Genomic DNA, 26,078 nt, shown 5'->3' on the forward strand with positions numbered 1-26,078 from the left:
AAAGATGGAAAACACCAGCGAGAACGAATGTTTTGAACCGGAGTATTTAAAGGAATTATTATATTCTGGAAACAAAATACCGATTTATCTCAAAAAACATTTCAAGGACTGCGGAATCTGCCAGGGCAACCTGTTGAACTTCCACTCCGACACTCCGATCCCGAAACGCGCATTCGGAAAGGATTTCGAAAAAACCGTCTCTTCCTGGAAGAACGAACTTCCCGAGGATTCCGAAAACGAACAGGATATTTTCCGCAACGCCTCCTCCGTCTACGATACGGCCTTATTCAAATTCGTTTATCGACATAGGCTTTGGATTTACATACTCGGATACGTTTCGGTCATCGTCGCCTTCTCCTATTTCTGGTTTATTCTCATCTCCCGATAGGGAAAATTAGAAATAAATTATAAATCGGTTTTATACGACGCGAAATAAATCTTGAAAACGTAAGAATCCCGATTCTCCTTTTCGGAATGCAGTGGAAAATTCTTTCGTTATTTACCGTTTGTTTCGTCTTTACCGCGTTAAACGCCGGAGAAAAAAAGTCCCCTAGATACGTAGTCACGATAGAAGGCAAGTTGAACGTCCGGGAAAAACCTAAGGACGGAAAGATCCTATTCCAATTGGAAAAAGGGGAAATCGTTTCGATCAACGAAGACGCCCAGTCCGAGGAATGGCTTGCGATTACGACCCGCACCGGAGCAAAAGGATACGCCGCCGCGGAATTCCTAAGCAAAAAACCTCCCGCAGATCTCGATAACGCGATCCTATTCGGATCCGTTTATACGAGCACGGAAGGATCCTGGTTTAGATCGCTCGCAGTTCGGATTAAAAACGAATGGCTTTCGGCTAACGATCATTCAGCGGAAGCGTATTATTTGGAAAAACTGAAGACGCAAAACAGACAAAAGGCGACCGTTTACCAAAGCACCAACGTCGTCGGCGAGTTCGACCCGGAGAAAAAGGAAACGACCGGTTGTCAGGAAGTCCGAGTTCTAAAGGGTTCGCTTTTCGCCTTCGGAAAAATAAACACGCTGGAAACCTCCACGTTCGGAATCTTCGGATCCAAAATCGAAGGTAAAGTCCGATCCGAACGTTATACGCCATCGGAAAAAACGGCCAAACAATTGGATGAATCGATTACCGCCGTATTCAGAAAAAAACATCCGAAACAGGCGGAGCTGAAATTTTTAAAACGGGGCGAACTATACAAAATCTTATCTCCCGATAAGGAATACGTTTTCGTCCGTTATGCGATTAAAGTGGAAGTTGAGGAAAAGTCGTATTACGCGGCGTTGTACGAATTAAACGGAGACGTTCTCGGAAAAAGAATATTCGAAAAGTTTGATACTCTAATTGGAGAACAAACATTCTACGGAGGTCAATATCATTTCCTAGACGCGTTCGATTTGGACGAAAACGGAACACCGATCCTGATCATCCACCACAACGGATACGACGGTTTTATCGACGAATTCATGCGGCTTAAAAACGGAAAGCTACAATCGATGTTTCTCACAGGAGGAGACGCTTGTTGAAATCTCCTTCGGATCGGTCTGCGTTCTGCGATTAGAGGTTTGAAACCGATTCCGAAAGAAGGCGGATCGGATCACGACCGCATCCCTGTTCCGGGTATCGTTTCGTATACCCGGAGGAATTTTTAGAGCCGGGTTTACGGAACGATTCACACCAAACCCGAAGAAAGCAACTGCTCGATGTGTTCGTAGAACGTATCTTCCGGATTTCGATACGACAATCCCAAATCCTTTTTGCTATAGGAGTTATCAAGTCGGAACGAAACTCCCACGTTATGCGAAATATATTCCCAAGAAAGACCGAAAAATGGCCCGATCAGATACGTTAGAAATTTCGGAAGAGAACTCTTCGGAACCGGGAATCGTTTTCCGTATTTCTTCCGGATCGTTTCGGCGACGTCCAAAAACTTCATCGTTTGCGAGGAAACGATATGTCTCCCCTTCGCTTTCGGAGTAAACCCGGCGAGAATGTGCGCACGCGCGACGTCGCGGACGTCCACGAAACCGATCGTCATATCGGGAACACCCGGAGCGAACTTTCCGTTGATCATGGATCGCATAAAATTCACGCTCGTACCGTCCGCCCTTTCCGATAAGGAAGGCCCCATCACGAAAGAAGGATTGATCGTCAATAAATCCCAGCGGGTCTGAGCCTCCGCGATTTTCCACGCTTCCCGTTCCGCGAGAGTTTTGGAATACGGATACGGCTGATGTTTTAAGCTGCTCGTAGTGTTCCAATGTTCTTCCGTAAACGTTCGATTCGGAACCGCATCGGCATCCGCGTTATCTCCCATTACCGCGGCGACGCTCGAAGTTAAAACCACACGTTTGACGGAAGGACTTTGATTCACGGAATTCAAAACGTTTCTCGTACCTTGTAACGCGGGATCGACCAATTCCTTCTGCGGATTTTTAATCCCGTCGATGAAAAACGGAGACGCCGTATGAATGACGAGTTCCACGCCGCCGTTTCGATTCATCGCATCAGAAAACGAACCTTCCTTCAGTAGATCCGCCTCGAAAAACTCCAGTTTTCCCGGAAAACGTTCCGCCAATTTCAAAAGATGTCCTAGTTTGGACGCGTCGGATTTGTCTCGAACCGTGGTTCTCACGGAGACGCCGTCCTCCAAAAGATAATTCACAACCCAGGAGGCGATATAACCGGCTCCTCCTGTGACGAGAACCGGCCTGGAACGATCGATTTCCTTCATATTTTTCTCTATTAGTAAATTAAAAAATTCTAAATTTTATTATTTTGATATACTTTGATGACCCGGATGAATCCCGATCGTTTTGAACCTACCCGCCAGATTTTTCAGAAAATCGAGGGACCGCTGGTTCCTTTCCTGGTCTTCCGTAAAATCGCCGGGACTAACCCCGTTTTCCCATCCCCAACTCGTATGACAAGTATCTCCTACTACCAGTTGTGTGCCGGAATTCGTCCTGACTAAAAACGCGAGACTTCCTCTCGTATGACCTTCCACGTGAAAGACGAGAAGCGATTCGTCTCCGAAAAAATCCAAGGCCGGCGGAAAACCGGAATCGGTCGAGGCGGATTCGGAAAACGTCAACTCGGATAAATTAGGATTTTCCCCCAGAACGGCATCGGTCGTACCTTGAACGAAAAGATTGAGGAATCGTTTACCGGTCGATTCCTTCGGTCCGATGAAAAGTGTGGTCCCAGCAGGAAAATCCGCGGTTCCCAAAACATGATCCAAGTGCATGTGTGTCAAAAAAATTCCTTCCACTTTTTTGGAATCCTTCTTCAACCATTCTTCGGCGGTAAGTTGAATTTTAAGAGCCGACGTATTCATAGCGGAAGCCACGATCGAAGAGATGGGCCATTCTTTCGGATCCTTACGGAAAACTTTCGAAATCCCCGTGTCGATCAGATATCTGCCGAACTTAGGATGATCGATCACGTAGAAATAAATCTGAATCGCTTCCGGACCTGGTTGAAGACCGACTGCTTTCGGATCCTTTAAGTTGATCAACCCTCCCCGCTCCGTAGCCCAATCCGCCGCTACGAACTTTTGAAACGTAATCGTACCTTTCGCCTCGGGTTTTAAGTTCTGCGGAGCGAACGGTTTTCCTAGTTGAACGGATCGTGTGTTATGCGAAGTTACCGCACACGAAACAAGTATCGAAGAACATAAGAGAAAACGGAAGAAGGGCGATAGGATTTTTTTCATAACCGAAGAATAAGGAAAGGATGCGATTCAGCAAGGTCATTTTGAAATCGTATCCGAAAAACAAAGATAAGAAATAAACACTCGATCTTTTATTCGGGAACCGGAATCCTACGTCGATGTTCGGCAAACGTGTCACAGCGTGAAAAGAAATTTACAAAAAGACGCGCATGTCGTTCCTTAACGGAAATCAAAAAAACGAATCCACAACGGAAACGTATATCGCAAGTGAGGAGAATCTATGAAATCAGCCGAACAAGTTGCCCGGGAATTTTACGAAGCATTCCAAAAAAAAGACGCCGCGACGATGGGCGCCCTTTATTCCGATACGGCGACGTTCAGCGATCCGGTATTTACCGGCTTAAACGCGACCGAAACGAGGGGAATGTGGAACATGCTCGTTTCCAGAGGCAAGGATCTTGAATTGAGGTTCGGAGAAATCAAATCGGAAGGCGACGTCGCACGGGTAACCTGGGAAGCATTTTATACGTTTTCAAAAACCGGGAACAAAGTGCATAACGTGATCCGCGCGGAATTGGTTTGCAAGGACGGTAAAATCGTAAAACACACGGATCGATTCGGTTTTTATCGCTGGTCCAGACAGGCTCTGGGAATTTCCGGACTTCTCTTCGGCTTTCTTCCGTTCATAAAAAACAAGGTAAAAGCCGAAGCGAAAAAAGGTCTGGAGTTGTTTATGAGAAGACAGAGATAAACTCACTCCGAAGGTTCGGCCGCCTTAACGTCGTTTTGCGATCTTCTATATTTGGCAATCGTCTCGTAGGCCGATTTTCGCACCCGATTGATTCCTCCCAAGGGACGATGTTCCGAAAGGGAATGCCAAGGATTAAACGACATGATTTCGCAGGCCCGGTCCTGTTCCGAAACGGCGAACTCCTGTTTAGGAATTTCGATCTTCGCCACCGTTCGAAACGGAGAATCGGCCTCGTTCCAAGCAACGGCCGGATCTTCCACGGGCATCGAAATCGGATCCGTTTGTTTTTGAATCATGAATTCGAAACAGGCGGATCTTTCTTTGAGATGATCGATCATCGTCCGTCTTAGATAATCGTCCGCGGGGTTTTCGGGAAGTTTCGTTACCGGCTCCGCGCAGGGTTTTGCGGAATATTTTACCGCGAGCGATTCCTTACCCAACCGATACGGAGTCGTACTCCAATAACGGATTTCCAAAACGTCCGGAATTTTTTTTCTTCGGATCGAGATCGATTCGCGGAGCGCGGTCAACTTCCAATTCCAGGGAAGTCCTCCGAAAAAATAAGACATCGGCTTTTTAGCGAACGCGGCTCGGAACAAGGCCAAATATTCCGCGGGATCGCCCGCGGGAAGAACGGGATGATTGATCAAAAGAAAGTCCTGCGTTCTTTTTTCGTCGGAAGCGAGTTTCGGGCCTTCCACTCCCATCAGTTTGATTCCCATTCCGCGAATATCCCCTTCGTGATCCGGTTTTTTCGTTATCGAGCCGTTCGAAAAACGGATCCACACCGGAAACGATTTAGAAGAATTGAATATTCCAAATTTAAATTCCTCGGGAACCGAATCCGAAACCGTGAACGTTCCTTTGACGCATCCGTGCGCGAAGGGATGAGCGTCCCGTTTCGCTTCGGAGCCTGCCGGATATTTTTCCTTAAGCGAGGAAATCAAAAGATCCAGGGTCTCGCGAACCGTCTTTTCTTCTTCGGGAAACTGAAATTCCGCGCCCAATTTTGTGTCTTTAGGAATGACAACCCTAGGCCCTTGTCCGACCCAAAACAAAACACCGAGTAAAAATAAAATTCCAATCGTTATGTATCCGATCTTTTTCAACATCATCCGCTCCAATCGATTCTAAAGGATGAAGGGAGAGAATCACGGATTCCGCAAAAATTCCTCTCTTTTATTTCCTTAAGAGAATGAAAATCGAATCGAAAAGAACGGCGCCGGAAAGTCGTTCGCAAACAGGCGACATAGGATACGTCCGAAATCGTAAAAAAACGCCGTAAAATCCCGTCCCGGCTATTTTTTTGGTTGAAAAACCGAAATCAAAAAGCCACAGAAGTAACCGGGACTCACATGGAAATAACCGTACAAGACGATATTCACATCATCAAAATTGCAGGATCGATTCTCCAATCCGATAGCGAAGAATTGGATAGAAATTTGAGCGAACACAACTTTGATCCGTCCCCCAAGATCATCATCGATCTTACGGAAGTGAATCATATCTGTTCCACTGCGTTAGGCATCATTGTCTCCTATAAAAAGAAATTCAAAAGTGCGGAAGGCGACATCATCATCGTCGTAAACGACGAGGATCTGCTCCAATTGTTCGAAATCACGATGTTGGACAAGGTCTTTAAGGTGGTTCCCAATATCGAAGACGCTTTCGACGAATTCAAACTAAGTCGCTAACACCCCTTCTTCGTTGAAACGACTCGCTCTCGCCACCAACAACGCACATAAAGTCCGGGAAGTAAGTTCCATCTTATCGGAGTTAGGCGTTCTGATCCTGACTCCGAAGGAATTAAACGTCGATTTCCACGCGGAAGAAACCGGAACCACATTCTCGGAAAACGCCCTGATCAAAGCACGGGAATTGTATCGTATCACCTCTTTGCCGTCGATTGCGGACGATTCGGGAATTTGTGTCGCAGCCTTAAACGGAGAACCGGGGGTTTATTCCGCGCGTTTCGGAGGAGAAGGACGGAACGATCGGGATCGTGCGCTTTTACTTTTAGAAAAACTAAGAGCAGAGGTGGATCGAAACGCGCACTACGCCTGTGTGATCGCCTACGTGGACGGGAACACGGAAAAAACATTCGAAGGCAAGTGTGAGGGGGTGATTTCGGAGGAATACGACTCCGAAGGCAAATACGGATTCGGCTACGATCCCGTATTCTTTTACCCTCCTTTCGGAAAACCGTTTTCTCAGGTTCCTGAAGAGAAAAAGAACTCGGTTTCCCATAGGAAAAAAGCCCTGGACGGGCTTTCGACTTTTCTCGAATCGTATTCCTTCTAAACGTAAGATTCCCATCCGACTTTCGTTTTCGAAATAAAATTATAATTTTATAATAAACTAAAATTCTAATTCCGATTTCATCGAAAACCGGCCATTTCCCGGACGAAGGCTCGAAAAAGGGAATAGCCCGTTTATATCGGAGCCCCCCAGGCGTCTCGGACCCCTTGTCGCATCGCCTGCTCGCATCGCAGGATATAAAGGTGTGCGGCCCGATCGTCCGAATAAATCTCCAAAACCTTTCTCATGTATTCGATACAACTCTGAAAATCCTGCTTCATATATTCCAGAACCGCTTTTTCAAAGATCGGCTTTGTATATAATTTGAGCTCTAAAACCTCGGATTCCGTTCCGTCCATGATTTCATAGACGCAGAGGTGATCGCTTTTTCCCTTCACGGTGATCGAATCCAAAAGGCGGTAGTTATATTTGTCCGGATCCGGAAGACGATACATGGTCTGTTCGCTGATTATGATTTTAGAGCCGTAAATTTTGGTCAGTCCTTCGATCCTGGAAGAAACGTTCACCGCGTCCGAGATCACGGTTCCTTCCATCCTTTCGTCGCTTCCGATCGTACCCAATATCATTTTTCCGTAATGTATTCCGATTCCGATCAGGATCGGCGCGTAATTGGATTTCATACGATATTGGTTGTAAGTGATGAGATAATTCTGCATTTCTATGGCGGCGTCCACCGCGTTTTCCGGACTTTCCTGAAACAACGCCATAATCCCGTCTCCGAGATACTTATCGATATAACCCGAATGGGATTGGATGATAGGATTCATCCGTTTCAGATAGGAATTGATAAAATTGAAATTCTCCTCCGGCGTCATTTTTTCGGATAGTTCAGTGAAGGAACGGATATCCGAAAACATGACCGACATTTCCTTTTCTATCTGATCTCCGAGGCTTACGTCCAAAATGGAATGTTTTCCTAGGTTGTTCAAAAATTCCCGGGGAACGAATCTCGCATAGGAAGTATAGAGTTTGGTCAATTCTTCGTTTTTATTATAGAGTTGTTCGTTTAACAATTCGGTTTTGGAATGGACCTGCGAAAAACGGATCGAAAGCGAAAACGCGATGGAAAAAAGAAAAAGCAGAAAGCCGACTTCCATAACGGAGTTCTGATTTATATAACCCATATAGGAGAAAAAACCGTGCAAAATGCTGAAAAATAAAATCGTAAAACCCACCAGGAGAACCTTACCTTCGTTTTTATACCGGTCGAGGTTCCGAAGAGTATGATAAAAACCGTATACGATCGATATGAAAATATTCACGATCGCAAGAGGAAGTAGATTCTTCCAGAACAAACCGACGTAAAAATACTCCTTCGTCTCGGATAAAATGGGAACGAAAGAAAGCACGAAACATACGTAAATCAAGGAAGGTAATATCATGAAAAATTTCGAAATCGGAGAAAGCAAAGAACGGAAGAAGGTATGAAAGAAAAGGATCATAAAAACGGAAAATAAAATGATCCCCGTTCCGTTCAGAAATTGATTCAGCCAGGCGTTATTATAAAACCAATACGTTACCGTTCTGTAACCGAGCGTTTGTACTCCCGCGAGAATACATAAAACTCCGAAGTAAAGATAATGTTTCTCCGATTTTCTCACCGAATAGAAAAGTATATGATATAAACCGCAAAAGACGAAAAAACCGAAAAGTATGGAGGCCCAGATCAGATGCAGATTGAACCTGCGTTTGATATTCTCCTCCGATCCTATAAAAAAATCGGTCAACGCGAAACCGCCCAATCCTCCCGCGCTTCGAACCCGCACCGCGATCGAATTCGGAGTTCCGACCTTAAGAAGCGAAGAATCGACCGTATAAACGTCGTTTCTCGTATCGGATTCCAAAAGGTTACCGCTTTCCGAAATCTTCCCCTTTTTTCCGATCAACACACCGTTAACGAAAAACTCGTGGGCGTTTTCGATATAAGGGATCATGATCGCGACGTTTTTACCGCGAAACTCCTCCGAAAGAACGAAGTTCATACGAAACCATCCGACTCCGTCGTAATCGTAACCTTCGAGATGCCAACTTTTCGCGGCTTCGAATAGATTCCAGTGTGTGTGAAAATAGTCGGACGCGGAAAAAGCGGCGTTATCGGAAGGTTTAAAATACCACTTCCCGTTCATCGAATAGTCTTGGTCCGACTTTTCAATCCTCAAATTTCCGAGTTCCACCTGCGCATTCAATTCATCGGAAGGAATCACCGATAAAAACGTAACGGACCAGAAAAGAATAAGGGAAATCGATCTATTAAAAATCTTAAATACGGTCCTTAAAAATCCGTTTTTTTTCCTGAAATGAAATGGATGTGAATTCATGATGTTTGTTTATTCCGTAAAGTCCCGCGAATTAGGGGGAAGTCGCGGAAGCCGATCAATTTCATACTACGTGTTTTGCTAATACGAAATCGATGTTTCCCCGTTTAATAAACTACAATAGGTTCAGCATAAAAGCGACTGCATTTATAAATGAGTTCCGAACAGATTCGATTTCGGTTTAACAATTATAAGAATCCATTCCTCTAAAACGAAAAACGATAAATGACTCGGTGTCGCTTCGACTACGCCGAAGAAAGGATTCGAATCGACGACGGAATTTAAGGAGATAGGATTTTAAACGATGCGGATCGTAGATCCAAACGATATAACGGAATCGAAATTATAAGAAAGAGCCGGAAGAAAAATCGGATTCCGATTTTTTAATGCGAAATGAGCCGACCCGTTTCGTCGAATCGGCCGAAGGATTTTAGGTTTCTGCGAGAACAGGTCCGCCGGATAGACGTTTGTAAAATTCCGCGCCTTCCCTTTCGAGGAAGTCCTCGTAACTTCCTTTAAAATCGCGTATCCCTTCCGTGGAAACCTCGACGATACGGGTGGCAAGGGACGAAACGAATTCCCGGTCGTGGGAAACGAAAATCACGGTTCCTTCGAAAACGGACAAAGCGTAATTGAGCGCTTCGATCGTCTCCAAATCCAAGTGGTTGGTCGGTTCGTCGAGTGCGAGAAGATTGTCTCCGGAAATGATCATTCTACCGATGATCAAACGGGATTTTTCCCCTCCGGAAAGAACGTTCGTCGGTTTTTTGGCCATATCTCCGCTGAACAACATTCTACCCAAAATGGCGCGGATCTCCTCCATTTCGGTTCCCGGATCGGCGTAACGGTAAAGCCATTCGACGAGAGTATTAGCATCCTCTAATATTCCTTCCCTGTGATCCTGGGGAAAGATGGAGGACGTTACCGATTCTCCCATCGTAACTTTTCCGCTGTCCGGTTCGATCTGTTTCATCAAAGTTTTTAACAGAGTGGTTTTCCCCACTCCGTTGGTTCCGATGATCGCGATCTTTTCCCCTTTGGTTACGTTGATCGTAAAATCCTTAAAGATAGGACGATCGTAGGATTTGGAGATATTGTCCGCAAGAACGACGTCCTTACCGAGCGGTTTTTTCATTTTAAAACGTATATAAGGCGAGACCCTGGACGAGGGTTTGATATCGTCGAGTTTGATTTTTTCGATCTGCTTTTGTCTGGAAGTCGCTTGTTTGGATTTACTCGCGTTGGCGCTGAAACGTGTGACAAACTCTTGAAGTTCCGCGATCTTTTCCTTCTTCCGTTTGTTTTCGTCCAGAAGTCGTTCTCGAGCCATCGTGGAGGCTTCCATATATTCGTCATAATTACCGGGATAAATGGTAAGCGATTGATAATCCAAATCGGCGATATGGGTCGCGATCGAATTGATAAAGTGACGGTCGTGGGAGATCACGATCACTACACCCCTATAATTGGTTAAAAATTCCTCGAGCCAGTGAATGGTCTTGATATCCAAGTGGTTGGTCGGCTCGTCCAAAAGAAGAACGTCCGGTTTTTGAAACAAAACCTGCGCCAACAAAACGCGGAGTTTAAATCCGCCGGTCAAAAAGGAAAGAGTCTGCGTATGACTGGAAGTGGGAATTCCCAGTCCTTCCAAAAGTTCTCCCGCGGTGCTTTCTGCCTCGTATCCCCCGAGTTCTCCGTATTTTTCCTCCAACTCGGAAACGCGGATCCCATCCTCGTCCGACATTTCCGGTTTGGAATAGATGGCGTCCCGTTCCTGGGAAACTTCCCAGAGTTCCTTGTTGCCCATGATCACGCTGTTCAAAACGGTTTCGTTTTCGAATTCGAAATGATCCTGTTTGAGATATCCGACCTTGATCCCCGCGTCGATGGAAACCGAACCGTTGGCCCCTTGTTCCATACCCGCGAGAATTTTCATAAACGTGGATTTTCCGGAGCCGTTGGCGCCGATCAAACCGTAACGGCAGTTTTCCTTAAACTTGACCGTCACATTCTCGAAAAGAATCTTTTTACCGAAGTTTAGGGTTAATCCGGACGTACTGATCATATGGAAATACCTGCCAGGGGAGAATCATGACCATGATTTTCAAACTAGGGTTTTTTGCCAAGAAAAAGGAGAATTAAGAAGTTCTGAAATTCTACCGAAAGGTACAAGGTATGTTGCGTTCCAAAATACGATCCTTGCTCCCCCTACTCCTCAGCGTTCCTTTTTTGGCCGGTCTTCAGACGGAGGATCAGGTATTGGTCGGAAAGATTTTACAATTCGGAAAACTTCTGAGCACGGAAAACGCGTTCATTCCGATCGAATCCAACGAGATCACTTCGGAGCTTTCCAAACTGAACGATAAGACCGTGCGTATCCTATGCAGTAGAAAAGGATCCGCTTGTAATCCGATACGCTACGAAATGTATCCGTTCGAAACTTCGAAAGACATCAAACCGTGGACGATCAAAAAGATTCCCGATTACGTGAATCGAAACTTCTTGGCTTTCAATCCCAACGTTTCTCCGGACGGAAAATTTCTTTTTTGGACCGCATATATCAAACGGGGAAAATCGGGAACGCAGAAGATCTGGTATTCCAAAATGGACGAAAGCGGATTTTGGGAGGACGGAAAAGAGATGGAAGCGCCTCTCAACAACGAGATGCCGTCGGCGGTCATATCGGCTCTTCCCGGAGGAAACGAACTTTTCGTTTTCGGAACCTTCGGCGAACGCGAGTTAATCGAAGAGCTGAGTAAGGAATTCGAAACGAAAAGCGAAACGATCGCGCGTTCCTCCAAAAACTCGAACGAGTACAGAAAAAAAATCGAGGAACTCAGGGCCGAATTCGACGAACGATCAAAACAGATCACGCGCAGAGTCCCCCTCTATAAAAGCCATCGTGAAAAAGATTCCTGGTCTAAGCCGAGTATATTAAAGTTTCCTGATTTTTATAACCTCTACCGAAAGAAGGGGGATTCCAGTCAGGAATTGTTCGGCGGATCGACGCTTTCCTCTTCGGGAAGAATTCTGATCTATTCGTCGCAACACAAGGATTCCAAAGGAAAATTGGATCTTTACGTCAGCAAAATGCAGAACGACGGAAGTTTTTCTTTGGGAATCAACTTGGGCGAAACGATCAACACGGATCACGAGGAAATGGCGCCGTTTTTGGCGAGCGACGATCGTACTTTGTATTTTTCGAGCGACGGACATAAGGGACTTTCTATTTATATGACGCGTAGGATCGGAGAAGGTTGGGATCAATGGTCCAAACCGGTTGAAGTTTCCGAAAATCTCAAAGGAGTAAGTTTTTTCTCCATTCCGGCTAACAGCGATTGGGCGTTCATAAGCAAGGAAGGTCAGTTGTTTATGGCGTATCTCCCCAAGGAAATGCGCCCCGAAAAAGTGGTGGTCGTTCAAGGAAAGGTAACCGACACGGAGGACAATCCGCTTTCGGCCGAAATACATTACGAATCCTTAAAGTCTCGCGAAAAGATAGGAAGTGCGAAAAGTGATCCATCCACGGGGAACTTTTCGATTGTACTTCCGTTCGGCGAAAACTACGGCTTCTACGCGCAAAAGAAAGGTTATATCCCGGTTTCGCAAAATCTGGATCTTACCTCCAAACGCAAATTCACCGAAAACGTCCAAGTAACACTAAAACTTCCGCATATTCGGGAAAACGGATCGATACAAATCAATAATTTATTTTTCGAAAGTAAAAGTTTCGAGATCGCTCCCGAGTCCGCTCCGGAGTTGGATCGCCTGGCGGAGATAGTAAAGGAAAATCCGGACGTGGAAATACGCATCGAAGGGCATACGGATAACGTCGGAAAAAAGAAGGACAACCTGGTCCTTTCCGAAAAACGCGCACAAGCCGTAGCGGAATATCTTTCCAAAAAACATTCCATTTCCGCGCAGCGGATTCAGACGGTCGGCTTCGGGGACGGGATTCCGCTTAATAAAAACGATACGGAAGAAAATCGACGTAGGAACAGAAGGGTCAATTTCACGATTCTAAAAAAGAAGTAAAAAAGGGAATTCCGGCCCCGCTGCCGGAATTCCTACGAAAATCCGCCGAAGAATTCCGCTTGACCGATTCGGGAATTCTTCGCTTCCGATTCGATTTCTAATACTTTACAAAGCGGACTCGGTTTCTATCCTATTTCCCGGGGATCGTTCGATCCGAGGAAACTCATGACGTCAAACAGCGGAAAAATTCTCACCCTTCTCCAATCCTTCTTAGGAACGATTAGAAAACTTTTTACTTTTTTGAAAATCCATTGGAGGCCGTTGTTTCGATACGGAAGTATCGCCGCGCTCGCGATCGTTTCCTTTTTGATCGGGGGTTCGTACGTGGTTTGGTTGACCAAAAAAGAGGAAGTGGTCGCCAATCTCGATAAATTCAAAAACGAAGTCACCAACTACTACGAGGTCAGTCAGATCCGCCCCATCCGTATCTTGGATAGAAACGGAAAATTGATCGGGGAATTCTCGAGAAGAAAATTCAAACCGATCCGCACGGACAATCTCAAAGAACACGGAAACATCGTCTGGGCGTTGTTGTCTTCGGAGGATCGGGAATTCTACAACCATCACGGAGTCAATTACACCGCTCTGTTGCGCGCGTTGATCATAAATCTGACCACGTTCCAAAAACAAGGCGGCTCGACGATCACGCAACAGCTCGCCAAACTCACGTTAGATCTAGGAGCGCGCAACGTATTCAATAAAATTACGGAATTCTACTGTACTTTCTATCTGGAAAGTCAGTTCGACAAGAACACGATCCTATCCATGTATCTAAACAGGATTTTTTTGGGCGAAGGTAATACCGGGGTCGAGGAAGCGAGCCGTTATTATTTCAACAAAGCCGCGGCCGAACTGACTCCGGCGGAAGCGGCGATGCTCGTGGGAATCATTCCCGCCCCTTCCAATTATAATCCCGTTCGTAGTCTCAAGATCGCCTTAAAAAGACAGAAACTCGTGTTGTTTCCTATGGGTGAAAATCCGCAACTTCATCCGGTTCCTTCCAAAGTCGAAAGGAATTTTTCGCAGAAAGTGGACGCGAATATTAAGAAATTTAAATCCTTTTACAAGGTGGAAGTGGCCAAAGACGGGGAGAAGGAATTCTACTCTTCCGATATCGCGAGATACGGCTTCGACAAAGACTTCACCGTAAACCTAGCCCCCGACTTCAACTACGGAATCCGTCAACATATCCTGGATACGTTTTCGGAGATAGACATAGAAACCAGGGGAATGAACGTATACACCACTTTGGATTACGACAAACAGGACGCGGCCGAAAAATCTCTACGAGACGGAATCGAATCCGTCCGTAAAAAATTGAACGAGGTAAAATCACTCTATCTAAAAAAGGGGGATAACGAAGAGGCCAGAATTCAACAATCGATCATAGACAACATGAACGGCTCTCTCATGTCTATCAATCCTGGAAACGGATATATCGAAGCGATGGTAGGTAGTTACAAAATTTCTAATATATTCAGACTCAACCGTGCGGTTTCCACTCTGCGACAGCCCGGTTCCACGATCAAAGGTCTGGTTTATGCGCTGGCTTTCGAAAATAGGATCATCACCCCGTCATCCAAAGTTGTGGACGAAGAGATCAATATCCGAGGTTATTCCCCGAAAAACTGGTACAAAGGTTATAAGGGCGAGGTAACGGCGAGGATCGCGTTCGCACAATCGATCAATACGATTGCTGTAAAATTGTTAAACGAAGTCGGAGTCGGCACCTTTTTGGAAAAGATCTCCGCGATTTTAGACATCGATAAGGCTACGCTCGAAAGGAGGTTCCAGCCGAATCTCTCCCTCGCGCTCGGTTCCGGCGAACTGTCTCCGATGGAGTTGGCCCTGGTCTACGCCACGATCGCCAACGGAGGGAAAAAAGTGACTCCGATCCAAATTTTGAGAATCACCGATTTCGAAGGCAGCGAAATGTTCTCGGCTCCCGTAAAAGATCCGGAGGAAGCGGTTCAGATTCTGGATCCCGTGGCCTGTGCGGAAACGATCAACTTGATGCAGGCCGTATTGAGCGAACAAGGTACGATGAAGTTGAAACTCAAAGAAGAAGATGCGTTTCCGATGGGCGGTAAAACGGGAACCGTCCAATCCCCCAAAGAAGCGCGTAAAAAATGGGGAAATCGCAAAGGGGTTCGAGACGCCTGGTTTGCGGGAATCAATCCGGATCTGGTCACTACGGTCTGGATCGGAAACGACATCGGCGCTCCTTTCGAAGGTTCAGGCTCCGCGATCAGCGGAAACATCTGGTTCCGCTTTGCAAGTTACGTCGCGCGAAATATCGGCTTTTCGGAAACGTTGATCAAACCGTTTAACGGCGATTTTGTGAAAGTGGACGTTTGTGGAGACACCGGACTACTTCTACATCCGTCCGTCGTCTGCGCACATCCTCTTTACGGACAATACTATTATATCGGGGAACAACCCGAGGCTCCCGCGGGTGCGACGGTTTCCGCCGAACCTTCCCAAGATGAGATCAAAACCGAGGAATCGAGAGGAACGACTCCGAACTCGGAGGACGGAGACGGAGATTCAGTGGAGCTGGAACTTCCCGAAGTTAAAGATAATCCGTCAAACTAGGATATAGTTTAGATTTTTCTGATATTAGAAATGTCTCATGCGGAGACCAAAGAAAAATCCAAGGAACCTCCCGCAGTAGAATTTTCAGGGCTTCCGAAATTTCCGATTCCGGATCGAGGGAATCGGAAATCCTCGCCTTTTCGAACAGCGCCTCCAATTCGGCTCGTTCGTAATGCGCTCTGTTTCCGCCGTTGCCCTTGTCTTTTCCGGAAAACAAAGGATCGATAAAATTCCAAGCCCCCGGCAGATCCGCATACCAAAACAATAACGTTAAGTCTCCTTTATTCTCCGCGTTTTCCTTGTAAAGAGCGGCCTTTTCCATCGGACGAAGTTTCACTTTTAAACCTAACTCTTTTAAAAACCCGACGATCGCCGCTCCGTTGGCGTTGTTTTCGTCGTCTCCTCGCATTCTAAAATCGATTTCCCGTTCCAGGATTCGAGGATAACAGGAGGAACGTTTCAGATACTCCTTGGCCGCGTCGAGGGAAACTTCCCTTTCGGGACGATTTTCGCTTCCGCTTTTGGAAAAAAGTTTTTTCATAATGGAAGTTGTAATATGGACCGGAGGAATAGGACCGACCGTCCGATCCGCATTTCCTTCCAACAATTTTTCCACGATCAAATCCGGATCGACCGCCGCGTTAAGCGCCTTTCTAAACGGAAGATCGAAACAAGGTTCGTTCGCCCGTATGGCCACGTATTGAACCCCTCCTCCTTTTCGGAACGCGAGATTTTCGGATCGTATGTTCGGATTACGGAGCAGAAAATTCGGAAGACGCATCAGATCCATTCTTCCCTTGGAAAAAAGGAAAAGACCCGTGGAAGCGGAAGATAAAATTCTCAGTCGGATTTTTTTGGGGAGAGGTTCGCCTCGCCAATGGGGATTCCTTTCCAAAAGGACGTAATTGTTCTTTTTCCATTCCTTAAGGACGTATTTCCCGGGTTTCGGATACGTTACTATATCATTATTTTCTAATGTTTCCAGGGACGCCGGTTTCGGCTCCGAATCGCCGGGCCGCCTGCAACAAACGATCCCGGCCGGAGGAAGGGAAAGAGCATCCACCGCTTGTCTCAATCCTCCCGATATCCTCAATTCTAAATCCTTTTCACCGATTACGTTCACTTCCTTCAAAAAGGAATAACGAATTTTTCTCGGCCCCGCAGTGTTTCTCAATCGATCCAGGGATTCTTTGACGTGCCGCGCACCGAGTTCGGTTCCGTCGGACAAAGAATGAGATCGCAGACTCAATCGTAAGGAACGGATTTCTCCGGAGCCTTCCAGCCGATGAGATCGTACGAGTTGATACGCCGGTTTTCCTTCCGGAGTTTTTTGAAACAGAAACGGATATAAAAATTTTCCGAGCGTTCGCGAAGATAGATCCGTAGCGAACAACGGATCCAAACTGATAGGATCGGAAGGCAGGGAAAGAATCAATTCTTCCGGATCGGCGTCGCTTGGGGCACAAGCGGAAAAAAGAAGGGACAAAAGGAGGATTCCTGTAAAAAAGGGTAGAGAAGTATTCAAAAGACGATTCCGTTCCAATGAACATCTATAAACGACTCCTAAAGTATTCCTTCAAGTACAAATACAGACTGATCTCCGGGATCGTATTGTCTTTTTTGGTGTCGATTCTGAACGGCGCTTCGCTTACGTCCTTAATTCCCATCTTCGATTCCTTAGGAACCGGGGAAAAAACGAATTTCGAAATTTCTCTAACGAAAAAGGACCGCGCCTTAATCCAAAGATACGAGGAAAAAGATTCCTTTTCCAGCTTGGAATCTCTCGAACTCAGCCTCGCTCAGTGGAAGATGAAGTTGAATTCATCGCTCAAGACGATGAGCCATGACGAACTCGTCCTTCTATTTTGTTTCGTCGTCTTCCCCGTTTATCTTCTCAAACTGATCTTTCTTGCGGCCGCGGTCTATTGTATCAACTCCGCGGGATATCTTGCGATTCGGGATTTACGGGCCGAGCTGTACGCCAAAGCTCAAATTCTTCCGATCAATCAGTTCGTTCAGGAAAAGACGGGAATACTGATGAGTCGAATCATCAACGACGTGGAAGTTCTCGGTAAACTGATCAGCTCCGATTTGAAAGACGCGATCACGGACTTTTTCTACATAGTTACGCATCTGCTTTTGCTTTTATATCTCAGCTGGAAAATGTTCCTCGCGGTTTTTATCATCGTCCCTCTCGTGATGGGGCCCGTTTCAGCGTTCGCGGACAAAATAAGAAGGGCGACCCGCAACCAGCAGGAGCGTCTTTCCTCGTTAAACGGACATTTGCAGGAAGTGATTTCGGGAATCCGCGTCATCCGCGCTTTTTCGATGGAAACCGCGGAAGCGAAACGTTTCTGGGGACTGAATCAGGATCTTTCCGATAAAACCTTCAAAGGACATTTTTATCACCAAGTAGGTCCGTCTTTGACGGAATTGTTCAGCTCGATAGTCGCAGTGATTTTCCTCAGCTTCGGTGCGTATCTTATGGAGGACGGAACGTTCTCGCGCGGAATGTTTATGGCCTTCTTTTTAACGCTCATTTTTTTAATGCGACCTTTTAAACAGATGAGTATGCTTTCCAATTCGGTCCAAAGCGCGATATCCGCCGGAGAAAGAGTGTTCGAACTTCTCGATCAGGAAACGGATATCAAAAATCCGACCCTACCCAAGTTCATCAAAAAAATGCAGAAGGGAATCCGCTTCGAAAAAGTGACGTTTTCCTATCCCGGTGCGAAAAACCCAGCGATACAGGATATCGATCTGGAAATCGTCAAAGGACAAACGATCGCGCTTGTCGGCGCTTCCGGAGCCGGCAAATCGACGTTAGTCGATTTGATACCTAGGCTGATCGATCCGAACAACGGAAGGATTCTGATCGACGAAGTGGATATCCGCGATCTCGATCTGAGCAACCTGCGGAAAAAAATCGGGATCGTAGCGCAGCAGGTTTTTCTCTTTAACGGAACGATACGGGAAAATATCTGTTACGGAAACCAGAACGTTTCCGAAGAAAGATTGCGCCAAGCATGCGAACAGGCGTTTGCTACCGAGTTCATCCTTTCCTTCGAAGATGGGTTCGATACGATGGTCGGGGAAAGAGGAGTGATGTTGTCGGGGGGGCAACGACAACGAATCGCCATCGCAAGGGCTTTATTGCTGGATCCGGAAATCCTGATTTTAGACGAAGCCACTTCCGCGCTGGATACGGAATCGGAACGATTGGTTCAGCAAGCCCTGGAATCGCTCTATAAAAACCGTACTGTGATCATCATCGCGCATAGACTTTCGACGGTTCAAATTGCGGACAAGATTTTCGCGATGGAGGACGGGAAAATCGTGGAATCGGGAACACATTCGGAACTTCTTCAACTCGACGGTAAATACAAAAAGTTGCACGATATCCAATTTTCCGAGAACGCAGAAACTTTATAATTTCAGAATATTCAATTTTTAGAATGAAATCGTTCAACCTTTTTTCCCTCTTTCAAACGATCCTATTCCCGCTTTTATACGCCCTTTCCTTTTTGTATCGCGGCCTCTTCTGGTTGGACCGTAAATCGACCTCGAAAAAAAGACTTCCGGGAGCGTTTGTGATCAGTGTGGGAAATCTTTCGATGGGCGGAACCGGGAAAACGCCGTTTTCGATTTTTCTCGCCAAACTCATCCATCGGGAGTTTCCCGAAATCCCGATCGTCGTCCTCTCGCGAGGTTACGGTTCCACGGGATCGAAGAACGGGTTGAGGGTCACCATCAAATCCACGCCGAGGGAAGCGGGGGACGAGCCCTTGCTTTTAAAAAAACATCTTCCGTTCGCAGAAATTTGGATCGGAAAGGATCGTTATTCCGCGTTTGTTCGTTTTAAAAAAGAATATCTTTCTCGTGAGAAAACGATCGTAATTTTGGACGACGGATTCCAACATCACGTGCTCGACCGGGACGTAGATATCGTACTTTTGGATTCGAGTAAAATTCATAAGGAGCGATTTTTAATTCCGGCAGGAAATTTAAGGGAACCGATTTCTTCTCTTTCCAGGGCGGATTGGATCGTATTCTCCAAATATGAAACTTCTGCGGAGCGGACGATTCAGAACGTTAAGAGAGGTTTTTCGGGAGACGTACTTCGGTTTACTTCCGAGCCGGGAAAGTTGTTATCGCCGGAGTTGACGGTGGATTCGCCCAGGTTGTTGTACGGTAAAAAAGTGTACGCGTTTACGGGAATCGGAAATCCCGAGGTTTTTTTTTCCATGATCCGAGGATTTCATCCCGTTTTTCTGGAAACCAGGACGTTTCGAGATCATCATTCTTATACGATGGAAGACGAAGCGGCATTGAGAACTATCTCTAAAAATTTCGATTATCTTATATGCACCGAAAAGGATTTGATAAAACTTTCTCAACCTCCCGAAAATTTGCGAACCCTCTTTTTAGAAAGTAAATTGGATAAGGAAGAACGTTTGTTGTCCTCGCTCCGGGAGCGGATCGCTGCCTGGAGAAAAGAAGATCGTAGTTAAGCCGTTCACTCGATCTTAGATTGTTTTCTGTCTGTCCTATCCGTTTTGGTTTGTCCTATCGTCGTCGGAAATACAAGCGCAATCTTTGTCGGAATTATCGATAACAATCGAAATATTTTTGCCCGAACACGTGACATTCGATCGTTGTATGGAACCGACCAAAGTATGGGCGTATTAGTATTAAGTTCGGATCATACGATCGATTCCGTTTTGCGGGAAAGAGAAAGCGAAATCGTGACGTTGCTGGTTCCGGAAGAAACCCTTTCGTTGTATCCGGAAGAAGATCGAAAGGATCTTCCCAAGCGAATTCCGGGGTTATTGGCAATCTATGGAAAATATATGACGTCCATCCCTCGTATCGGAAAAAAAGCGGGGAGAACATTGTACCAACCGAGCGAAGGTAAGAAGAAGATGGTCCGGATCAACGTGAGATTGAATTCCGGAACTTGGTCGTTTTTGGGGATGTTGGCTCACGTACACGGAGTCTCCCGTTGTTTTTTATTTAATTATTTGTTATCATTGGATAGAGTCGGAGTCGGGGAATCTATCGTACTAACAATGAACGATGGAGGTCCAACATTTCACCGCAACTACAGTTATATCCTCCACCTCGATCTACAAAATAATCGAATCACACGCAGCCTAAAATGCCAACCGGAATCAACTTTCTATGTAATCGATTATCTGGATTGGTTCGACCCATAAACACAGAGAATTTCCCGAGCCACAAAACACGAAAAATCGAATCGCAAAATCGAACCGAAAAATTTTCGGCCGTCCAAACACGCCCCGGCGATTCATTTGATAAATTGCAAAGACAACTTTGTTTTCCGAAAAATTCCTTTCTTTTTCCTTATTTCTAACACCGTTAAAAAAACTAAATCGAATTGCATGAATCAACGATTGTGTTACGATTCCTAATACGAACGGGGCATCGGTCGGATTCCCGCTCTGATAAAATTTTAATTTCAACCGAATCAAGCATGAAACAATTTATTTCCAACCTGATATTTTTCTCCACTTTATCCTTCGCGCTGCTACTTTCGGGAAACAAATCGGACTTAAACGCAGAAACGATTCTTTTAAAATCCGGAGAAAAAATGGAAGGCAGTATCGTAGGCCAAAGTAAGGAGACGGTAGAATTTAGATTAGAAGACGGAAGCGTAAAAACATATCCTAAAACCTTGATTCGGAAAATATCTTTTGCGAAAACCGCCGCACCAAACGAACGATCCCCAATTCCTACGAATTCCCAAAAGGAATCGAATACCGCGGAAGTTGACAAGAAGGGAGCGCAAGACTTCCCTTCCGAAAAACAAACGAAAGAATCGGAAAAAATAAAATCTTCGGAAGAAAATTCTAAAAAAAGGGAACGCGAGATTTCGGATTTGAAACGACACTACTTAGAGGGTTCCTGGGGAATCGGAGGCGGGGAAAGTCAAACGGAACTCAGACCGTTCTACCAAACGATTCAGTATGCGGCTCTATTTTTCGGCGGTTCGCAAAGTCAGTCCGAAATTCTACTCACCCCGTATCGGACCGAAAATACAAGTTCAACGGCGCGCCTATACTACGCCTGGAATCGTTTTTCACTCGAACTGCGAGGAACCGAAGCGAAAGGAAATCTGGAAGTTTTCGGATTTCAAAACTTAAATTTCAATAACGGCGGCTCACAGACAACCTCGAACAATTGGATCGTCGGAAACGGAAACACCAAATTCCAAAAAGTTTCCTCCCGGTTCGGTTTTACTCCCTATCCTAACCCGATTGCGAATTTTCAAATTATAGGCGGCGTGGAACGGATATGGACCAAAACTTCGGAGGAAGTTTATAGTTTCGGCGAAGTCACGCCCCTTGGAAACAACCCGAATCGCTTTAGCTTTCGCGAATATTCAAATCCCCTAAAGGGCTACAGTTACGGGGTTGCGTTCGAATTCAGATTTTTAGGACGTTTCTCGCTCCAAGGACAAATCCTTCATTTGGAAATGAAAGGACCTTCCTCCCTGCGCAACCGAGAGTTCCGGGACGAATTCAATCGAAACGTTTCCCAAACCGGCCTGGACTATCAATGGAACGCGAAAGGAAGAGAAGTGAATCTGAAATTCTCTTATCGGATTTTCGGAAATTGGAGCCTTTTCATGGAAGCGAGTAATCTTGTTCTCAAAAACAAACTTCAATCCGGTTATATCACGGATGGGGACGGAGGAAACTCCGATTTGAGTCAGGAAATACCGAAACTCATCGGACCTCGCATCCTAACCCCGATCCTTTACGAATCGAAAACCTCTCTGAGTTATCTCCAACTCGGCGTGAATTATCGTTTCGACTTTTGAATTTTTTTAGCGAGAATTCCGTCTTTCCAATTCCACCACTTTAACTTTTCCGATTCCGGCTTTTTCACGTTCAACGCATAATGAACACAACGAAAAACGTAGAGCATACAACGATCGACGTGGGTCCCGTGGTATTCGCAGATTCGAAGATACAACTTCTCCGGATCGGCGGTTTTGATCTCGTCCAAACTGCGAAATCCTAAATTCCAATAATCCATTGCGATCGACTTACCGACTCCGGGAAGGGAACGAAATTCCCTTAAAATATCGGATTGTTCCATATATCCGGAATCTAATTTAGAATATTCTTTTTTACTCATATTCATTCGAAAGACGGGACGACATCTCCTAGGAAAATCCGTTTTCTGCCGAAGAAGGACTAGGAAAATATTTGGGTAAAGCCGCCCGTCTACGACGGGCGGTGCTCGGTGCGCGACCACGAAACGAAAAACACGCTTTGTTTAACGACTCGAAAAGATTAAATTCAGAAATCGACGAAGAGAAAAGCGTCGTGTTAGAGTTTGAGTTTCTTTTTGATCAAATCCAGGAAGTCGGAAACGTATTCGTCCCCCCTTCTGTTTTTATCCGCAAACTCGAACGCTTCTTTTGTGGAATCCTCCAACTTTTCGTTTTTAGTGGTGATGTTGAGAAGGGAAGCCAAGGAAGCGTAAACGATGTCTCCGTTTTCGGAGGAAATGATTTTATTTTTCAAAGCGATGGCGGAATCTCCTGACTCCGCGATCCTTCCCAAAGCAATGGCCGCAGCGGTCGCGATCTTAGGTTCGTTATTTCTATTGAGAAGATTGATCAATTCGGGGATGGCGGATTTCTCCTTACCTTTTCCAAGAGCAACCGCAGATTCGTATTTCTCCGAATCGGATCCGGAAGATAAGGTTTTGATATGTTCCTCTGTGGACTTTTCGGCAAGAAGAGTTCCCGTAGTCACGAAAACGGAAAACGCAATGATAAGAATAGAACGAAATTTCATGAACGACTCCTTTATCTTCGGAAGAATCGCGCGCCGAAACGGAACCGTCAATCCAAATATTCCTTCAATTGCGGCGCGCGCACCAACCACCCATTCAAATCCCTCGTTTTTTCCAAACGATTTGTCCGAATCTGTCCGTTTTCCGACTTTACTAGAAATACGAAACTCGAAACAATCCCGAAAGAAAAGGACACCGACGAATGGATCATATTTACCCAGCAAGCCCCGTGAACGTACCCTTCGATTTCGGAAACCCCAGCCCGGCCCACAAACGAAATTTATGGCTGACGGTTCTGGGATTGACGTTTTTTATACTCGTATATCTCGCGTTAAGCGGTTGGTTCGTATGGGCTTGTTATTCCCTGATCCGTTTCGGGTTTTCCGGTCGCGGTCCGGAATTTTATTCTCTAATCACAGGAATCGGCTCCGGTCTTGTCGCGTTGTTCATGATCAAAGCCCTCTTCTTCGTAAAAAAGGGAACCCTGGAAGACGAATTCGAAATCACCGCGGAAAACCAACCGCAACTTTTCCATTTCCTTCATAAACTCGCCGAAGAAACGGGCGCACCGAAACCTCACCGAGTTTTCTTGTCGGCTCAGGTGAACGCCTGCGTGTTCTACGACCTTTCCGTCCTCAATTTCTTTTTTCCTTCTAAAAAGAATCTCGAAATCGGCCTAGCGCTCGTGAACGTTCTGAGTATAAGCGAACTCAAAGCCGTCCTCGCACACGAGTTCGGACATTTCGCACAACGTAGTATGGCCGTGGGAAATTGGGTTTACATCGCGCAACAGGTGGCCGCGCATTTGATCGGCAAACGCGACGCGCTCGATAAGTTTCTTGCATCGGTATCACGATTCGATATCCGCGTCGCGTGGATCGGTTGGACATTACGCCTCGTCATCTGGTCCCTACGTTCCGCGTTGGAATCCTTTTTCAACCTGATCGTATTGGCGCAACGCGCCCTTTCCCGCGAAATGGAATTTCAAGCTGACTTGGTCGCGGTTTCCGTAACGGGAAGCGACGCGTTGATTCATGCATTACATAAATTGCAAGCCGCGGACGAAGCATGGGAAACCACACAAGGATTCTTATTCGATCATATTCGCACGGGAAAAGTAGCGAAGGATATTTTTCCGATCCATACCAAAGTGATCGATCAATCGCGTAGAATTTTGAACAACCCGAGTTACGGACGTGTCCCCGAACTTCCCGCGGAAAATCCCGAGAAACACAGAGTCTTCAGCTCGGAAATCGCGCAACCTCCTCGTATGTGGGCCACGCATCCGTACAATCACGAACGGGAAGCCAACGCCAAAAAAAAATACGTGCGCGCGGACTTGGACGACCGAAGCAGTTGGCTCGTTTTCGACGACCCGGAATCGTTACGCGAAAAATTCACGGACCGAATTCTTTCCAAGTTCCAGACGGAATTCGAGCACGACCCGGAAATCCTGGTTTCCGTGGAAAAGTTTTACTCCAAGGAATATCTAAATAGCCGTTACAAGGGCTCCTATCTGGGTCGATCGTTCACACGTTATGCGTCATCTCCCGAAGAATTTTATCAGACCGAAATCGATTCGATCCCGGAAACGTTAGATGCGATCTATCCGCAAAGTTTATCCGAACGTCTGGAAAAAATACGCTCTTTGGAAAAGGAAAAAAACTTATTGAGCGCGCTCCGAGACGGATTTTATACTCCGCCGGACGGAATCATACGATTCCGAGGAAACGAATTAAAAAAGAAGGAACTTTCCGTCGTCATCGAAGACCTGGAAAAGGAATGTAAAACGGAACGAAGATCTTTATTCGAACACGATCGACTTTGTAGAACCGCACATCTACGCGCCGCGGAACGAATAGGCGCCGGTTGGCCGGAATACCTGCGCGGACTTTTGGAAATTCTGCACTACGCCGATCATACGCAGGCGGACCTGGAAGACGCGCGCGGACTTCTGAACAACGTTTATACGATAGTCACCGCGGATCGCCACGTAAGCGAACGGGAATTAAAACGTCTCGTCTCCGCTGGAAACCAAGTTTATGACGCGCTCGCCTTGATTCACAAACATAAGAAAAACGTAATCCTTGATTCCGAACTACTCTCCCGCCTGGAACTGACGGAATGGTCCGCCGCGTTCAGCGAATTCGGATTCACGGCGGCCACCGAAGACAACATGCAACAATGGTTGGAAGTGGTGGATTCCTGGATCGACGAAGCCATCGGAGCCTTCTACGCTTTACAGAGGGAAAGCCTTGAAACGTTGTTGGCTGCGGAAGCCAAAGTCGCCGAACAAATCCGCGATCCGAAATATACGATCGGAACCGCACCCGCGCCTTCGAAACCTGCGCCCGAATATCCGAAACTCGTTCCGGGAAAGGAACGAAAACTTCAGACCAAATTGGATTTTTGGGATCGATTCCAAACCGCGGACGGATTATTGCCTGGGCTTTTACGATTCATCGCGGCGGCGGGAATCATAGGCGGGGCCTTATATCTGACGAGTTTCGCGGTATTTCGATGATCGAATCGGCGACGAAGGAAGGG

The 26,078-nt window shown here is 46.2% G+C and carries 20 protein-coding genes; 12 read left to right on the forward strand and 8 right to left on the reverse strand.

Features of this window, described 5'->3' with window-relative positions; genetic code table 11:
• Positions 1 to 4 precede the first annotated feature (4 nt).
• Entirely contained in the window at positions 5 to 388 is a 384-nt protein-coding gene (locus tag EHQ17_RS07855) for a hypothetical protein (RefSeq protein ID WP_135591495.1), read from the forward strand.
• 86 nt (positions 389 to 474) lie between these two features.
• Complete coding sequence (locus EHQ17_RS07860; RefSeq protein WP_135591493.1) at positions 475 to 1,539, forward strand: SH3 domain-containing protein; 1,065 nt, start codon at positions 475 to 477, stop codon at positions 1,537 to 1,539.
• Positions 1,540 to 1,685: 146 nt separating this feature from the next.
• Here EHQ17_RS07860 and EHQ17_RS07865 read toward each other — a convergent pair whose 3' ends face one another.
• A complete protein-coding gene (locus tag EHQ17_RS07865) occupies positions 1,686 to 2,747 on the reverse strand; it encodes an SDR family oxidoreductase (protein ID WP_135591491.1) in 1,062 nt (353 codons plus the stop codon).
• A 39-nt stretch (positions 2,748 to 2,786) separates the two neighbouring features.
• On the reverse strand, positions 2,787 to 3,728 hold the full coding sequence (locus EHQ17_RS07870; protein WP_135591489.1) for an MBL fold metallo-hydrolase: 942 nt from the start codon (positions 3,726 to 3,728) through the stop codon (positions 2,787 to 2,789).
• A gap of 238 nt (positions 3,729 to 3,966) precedes the next feature.
• Here EHQ17_RS07870 and EHQ17_RS07875 point away from each other — a divergent pair, with 238 nt between their 5' ends.
• Positions 3,967 to 4,437: a nuclear transport factor 2 family protein gene (locus EHQ17_RS07875; RefSeq protein ID WP_135591487.1), complete on the forward strand. Its 471-nt coding sequence runs from the start codon at positions 3,967 to 3,969 to the stop codon at positions 4,435 to 4,437.
• 2 nt (positions 4,438 to 4,439) lie between these two features.
• Here the strand turns inward: EHQ17_RS07875 and EHQ17_RS07880 are convergent, their stop codons facing one another.
• Entirely contained in the window at positions 4,440 to 5,549 is a 1,110-nt protein-coding gene (locus EHQ17_RS07880) for a catalase family protein (RefSeq protein WP_135591485.1), read from the reverse strand.
• A gap of 243 nt (positions 5,550 to 5,792) precedes the next feature.
• Between EHQ17_RS07880 and EHQ17_RS07885 the strand changes: the two genes are divergently transcribed.
• Complete coding sequence (locus EHQ17_RS07885) at positions 5,793 to 6,131, forward strand: STAS domain-containing protein (protein ID WP_100746916.1); 339 nt, start codon at positions 5,793 to 5,795, stop codon at positions 6,129 to 6,131.
• A gap of 13 nt (positions 6,132 to 6,144) precedes the next feature.
• Entirely contained in the window at positions 6,145 to 6,738 is a 594-nt protein-coding gene (rdgB, locus tag EHQ17_RS07890) for an RdgB/HAM1 family non-canonical purine NTP pyrophosphatase (RefSeq protein ID WP_135591483.1), read from the forward strand.
• A 131-nt stretch (positions 6,739 to 6,869) separates the two neighbouring features.
• Here the strand turns inward: rdgB and EHQ17_RS07895 are convergent, their stop codons facing one another.
• Together EHQ17_RS07895 and EHQ17_RS07900 are read right to left on the reverse strand one after the other, a co-directional pair.
• On the reverse strand, positions 6,870 to 9,074 hold the full coding sequence (locus EHQ17_RS07895) for an adenylate/guanylate cyclase domain-containing protein (protein WP_135591481.1): 2,205 nt from the start codon (positions 9,072 to 9,074) through the stop codon (positions 6,870 to 6,872).
• A 427-nt stretch (positions 9,075 to 9,501) separates the two neighbouring features.
• Positions 9,502 to 11,136, reverse strand: a complete 1,635-nt coding sequence (locus EHQ17_RS07900) for an ABC-F family ATPase (protein ID WP_135591479.1) — start codon at positions 11,134 to 11,136, stop codon at positions 9,502 to 9,504.
• Positions 11,137 to 11,249: 113 nt separating this feature from the next.
• Here EHQ17_RS07900 and EHQ17_RS07905 point away from each other — a divergent pair, with 113 nt between their 5' ends.
• Together EHQ17_RS07905 and EHQ17_RS07910 are read left to right on the forward strand one after the other, a co-directional pair.
• Positions 11,250 to 13,106: an OmpA family protein gene (locus EHQ17_RS07905; protein ID WP_167881204.1), complete on the forward strand. Its 1,857-nt coding sequence runs from the start codon at positions 11,250 to 11,252 to the stop codon at positions 13,104 to 13,106.
• 165 nt (positions 13,107 to 13,271) lie between these two features.
• Entirely contained in the window at positions 13,272 to 15,701 is a 2,430-nt protein-coding gene (locus tag EHQ17_RS07910; RefSeq protein WP_135591477.1) for a transglycosylase domain-containing protein, read from the forward strand.
• Here the strand turns inward: EHQ17_RS07910 and EHQ17_RS07915 are convergent.
• Positions 15,679 to 17,244 (reverse strand): ABC transporter substrate-binding protein, encoded by a 1,566-nt coding sequence (locus tag EHQ17_RS07915; RefSeq protein WP_135591475.1) that lies wholly within the window; start codon positions 17,242 to 17,244, stop codon positions 15,679 to 15,681. The genes EHQ17_RS07910 and EHQ17_RS07915 overlap by 23 nt on opposite strands.
• Here EHQ17_RS07915 and EHQ17_RS07920 point away from each other — a divergent pair.
• From EHQ17_RS07920 to EHQ17_RS07935, 4 genes are all read left to right on the forward strand, one after another.
• Positions 17,244 to 19,133, forward strand: a complete 1,890-nt coding sequence (locus tag EHQ17_RS07920) for an ABC transporter ATP-binding protein (protein WP_167881187.1) — start codon at positions 17,244 to 17,246, stop codon at positions 19,131 to 19,133. The genes EHQ17_RS07915 and EHQ17_RS07920 overlap by 1 nt on opposite strands.
• 23 nt (positions 19,134 to 19,156) lie before the next feature.
• Positions 19,157 to 20,212, forward strand: coding sequence for a tetraacyldisaccharide 4'-kinase (gene lpxK / locus EHQ17_RS07925; protein WP_135591474.1), 1,056 nt, complete (start codon positions 19,157 to 19,159; stop codon positions 20,210 to 20,212).
• 165 nt (positions 20,213 to 20,377) lie between these two features.
• Positions 20,378 to 20,917: a DUF1564 domain-containing protein gene (locus tag EHQ17_RS07930; RefSeq protein ID WP_135591472.1), complete on the forward strand. Its 540-nt coding sequence runs from the start codon at positions 20,378 to 20,380 to the stop codon at positions 20,915 to 20,917.
• 278 nt (positions 20,918 to 21,195) lie between these two features.
• On the forward strand, positions 21,196 to 22,545 hold the full coding sequence (locus tag EHQ17_RS07935) for an LA_0442/LA_0875 N-terminal domain-containing protein (RefSeq protein WP_135591469.1): 1,350 nt from the start codon (positions 21,196 to 21,198) through the stop codon (positions 22,543 to 22,545).
• Here the strand turns inward: EHQ17_RS07935 and EHQ17_RS07940 are convergent.
• Both EHQ17_RS07940 and EHQ17_RS07945 read right to left on the reverse strand, forming a co-directional pair.
• Entirely contained in the window at positions 22,527 to 22,865 is a 339-nt protein-coding gene (locus EHQ17_RS07940; RefSeq protein WP_135591467.1) for a helix-hairpin-helix domain-containing protein, read from the reverse strand. The two genes, EHQ17_RS07935 and EHQ17_RS07940, sit on opposite strands and share 19 nt — an antisense overlap.
• Positions 22,866 to 23,059: 194 nt before the next feature.
• Positions 23,060 to 23,533 carry a HEAT repeat domain-containing protein gene (locus EHQ17_RS07945; RefSeq protein WP_135591465.1) on the reverse strand — a complete coding sequence of 158 codons (474 nt, stop codon included), beginning with the start codon at positions 23,531 to 23,533 and terminating at the stop codon, positions 23,060 to 23,062.
• A gap of 200 nt (positions 23,534 to 23,733) precedes the next feature.
• Between EHQ17_RS07945 and EHQ17_RS07950 the strand changes: the two genes are divergently transcribed.
• Complete coding sequence (locus tag EHQ17_RS07950; protein ID WP_167881188.1) at positions 23,734 to 26,055, forward strand: M48 family metallopeptidase; 2,322 nt, start codon at positions 23,734 to 23,736, stop codon at positions 26,053 to 26,055.
• The last annotated feature ends 23 nt before the right edge of the window (positions 26,056 to 26,078 follow it).

Source organism: Leptospira gomenensis (assembly GCF_004770155.1).
Classification (GTDB): Bacteria; Spirochaetota; Leptospiria; order Leptospirales; family Leptospiraceae; genus Leptospira; species Leptospira gomenensis.

Excerpts from the sequence above, each read along its gene's own strand:
- EHQ17_RS07900 (WP_135591479.1), bottom strand. The coding sequence starts at position 11,136 with ATGATCAGTACGTCCGGATTAACCCTAAACTTCGGTAAAAAGATTCTT.
- lpxK (WP_135591474.1), top strand. The coding sequence starts at position 19,157 with ATGAAATCGTTCAACCTTTTTTCCCTCTTTCAAACGATCCTATTCCCG.
- EHQ17_RS07920 (WP_167881187.1), top strand. The coding sequence starts at position 17,244 with ATGAACATCTATAAACGACTCCTAAAGTATTCCTTCAAGTACAAATAC.
- EHQ17_RS07855 (WP_135591495.1), top strand. The coding sequence starts at position 5 with ATGGAAAACACCAGCGAGAACGAATGTTTTGAACCGGAGTATTTAAAG.
- EHQ17_RS07880 (WP_135591485.1), bottom strand. The coding sequence starts at position 5,549 with ATGTTGAAAAAGATCGGATACATAACGATTGGAATTTTATTTTTACTC.
- EHQ17_RS07895 (WP_135591481.1), bottom strand. The coding sequence starts at position 9,074 with ATGAATTCACATCCATTTCATTTCAGGAAAAAAAACGGATTTTTAAGG.
- EHQ17_RS07940 (WP_135591467.1), bottom strand. The coding sequence starts at position 22,865 with ATGAGTAAAAAAGAATATTCTAAATTAGATTCCGGATATATGGAACAA.
- EHQ17_RS07945 (WP_135591465.1), bottom strand. The coding sequence starts at position 23,533 with ATGAAATTTCGTTCTATTCTTATCATTGCGTTTTCCGTTTTCGTGACT.
- EHQ17_RS07875 (WP_135591487.1), top strand. The coding sequence starts at position 3,967 with ATGAAATCAGCCGAACAAGTTGCCCGGGAATTTTACGAAGCATTCCAA.
- EHQ17_RS07910 (WP_135591477.1), top strand. The coding sequence starts at position 13,272 with ATGACGTCAAACAGCGGAAAAATTCTCACCCTTCTCCAATCCTTCTTA.
- EHQ17_RS07885 (WP_100746916.1), top strand. The coding sequence starts at position 5,793 with ATGGAAATAACCGTACAAGACGATATTCACATCATCAAAATTGCAGGA.
- EHQ17_RS07930 (WP_135591472.1), top strand. The coding sequence starts at position 20,378 with ATGGGCGTATTAGTATTAAGTTCGGATCATACGATCGATTCCGTTTTG.
- EHQ17_RS07935 (WP_135591469.1), top strand. The coding sequence starts at position 21,196 with ATGAAACAATTTATTTCCAACCTGATATTTTTCTCCACTTTATCCTTC.
- EHQ17_RS07865 (WP_135591491.1), bottom strand. The coding sequence starts at position 2,747 with ATGAAGGAAATCGATCGTTCCAGGCCGGTTCTCGTCACAGGAGGAGCC.
- EHQ17_RS07860 (WP_135591493.1), top strand. The coding sequence starts at position 475 with ATGCAGTGGAAAATTCTTTCGTTATTTACCGTTTGTTTCGTCTTTACC.
- EHQ17_RS07870 (WP_135591489.1), bottom strand. The coding sequence starts at position 3,728 with ATGAAAAAAATCCTATCGCCCTTCTTCCGTTTTCTCTTATGTTCTTCG.
- EHQ17_RS07950 (WP_167881188.1), top strand. The coding sequence starts at position 23,734 with ATGGATCATATTTACCCAGCAAGCCCCGTGAACGTACCCTTCGATTTC.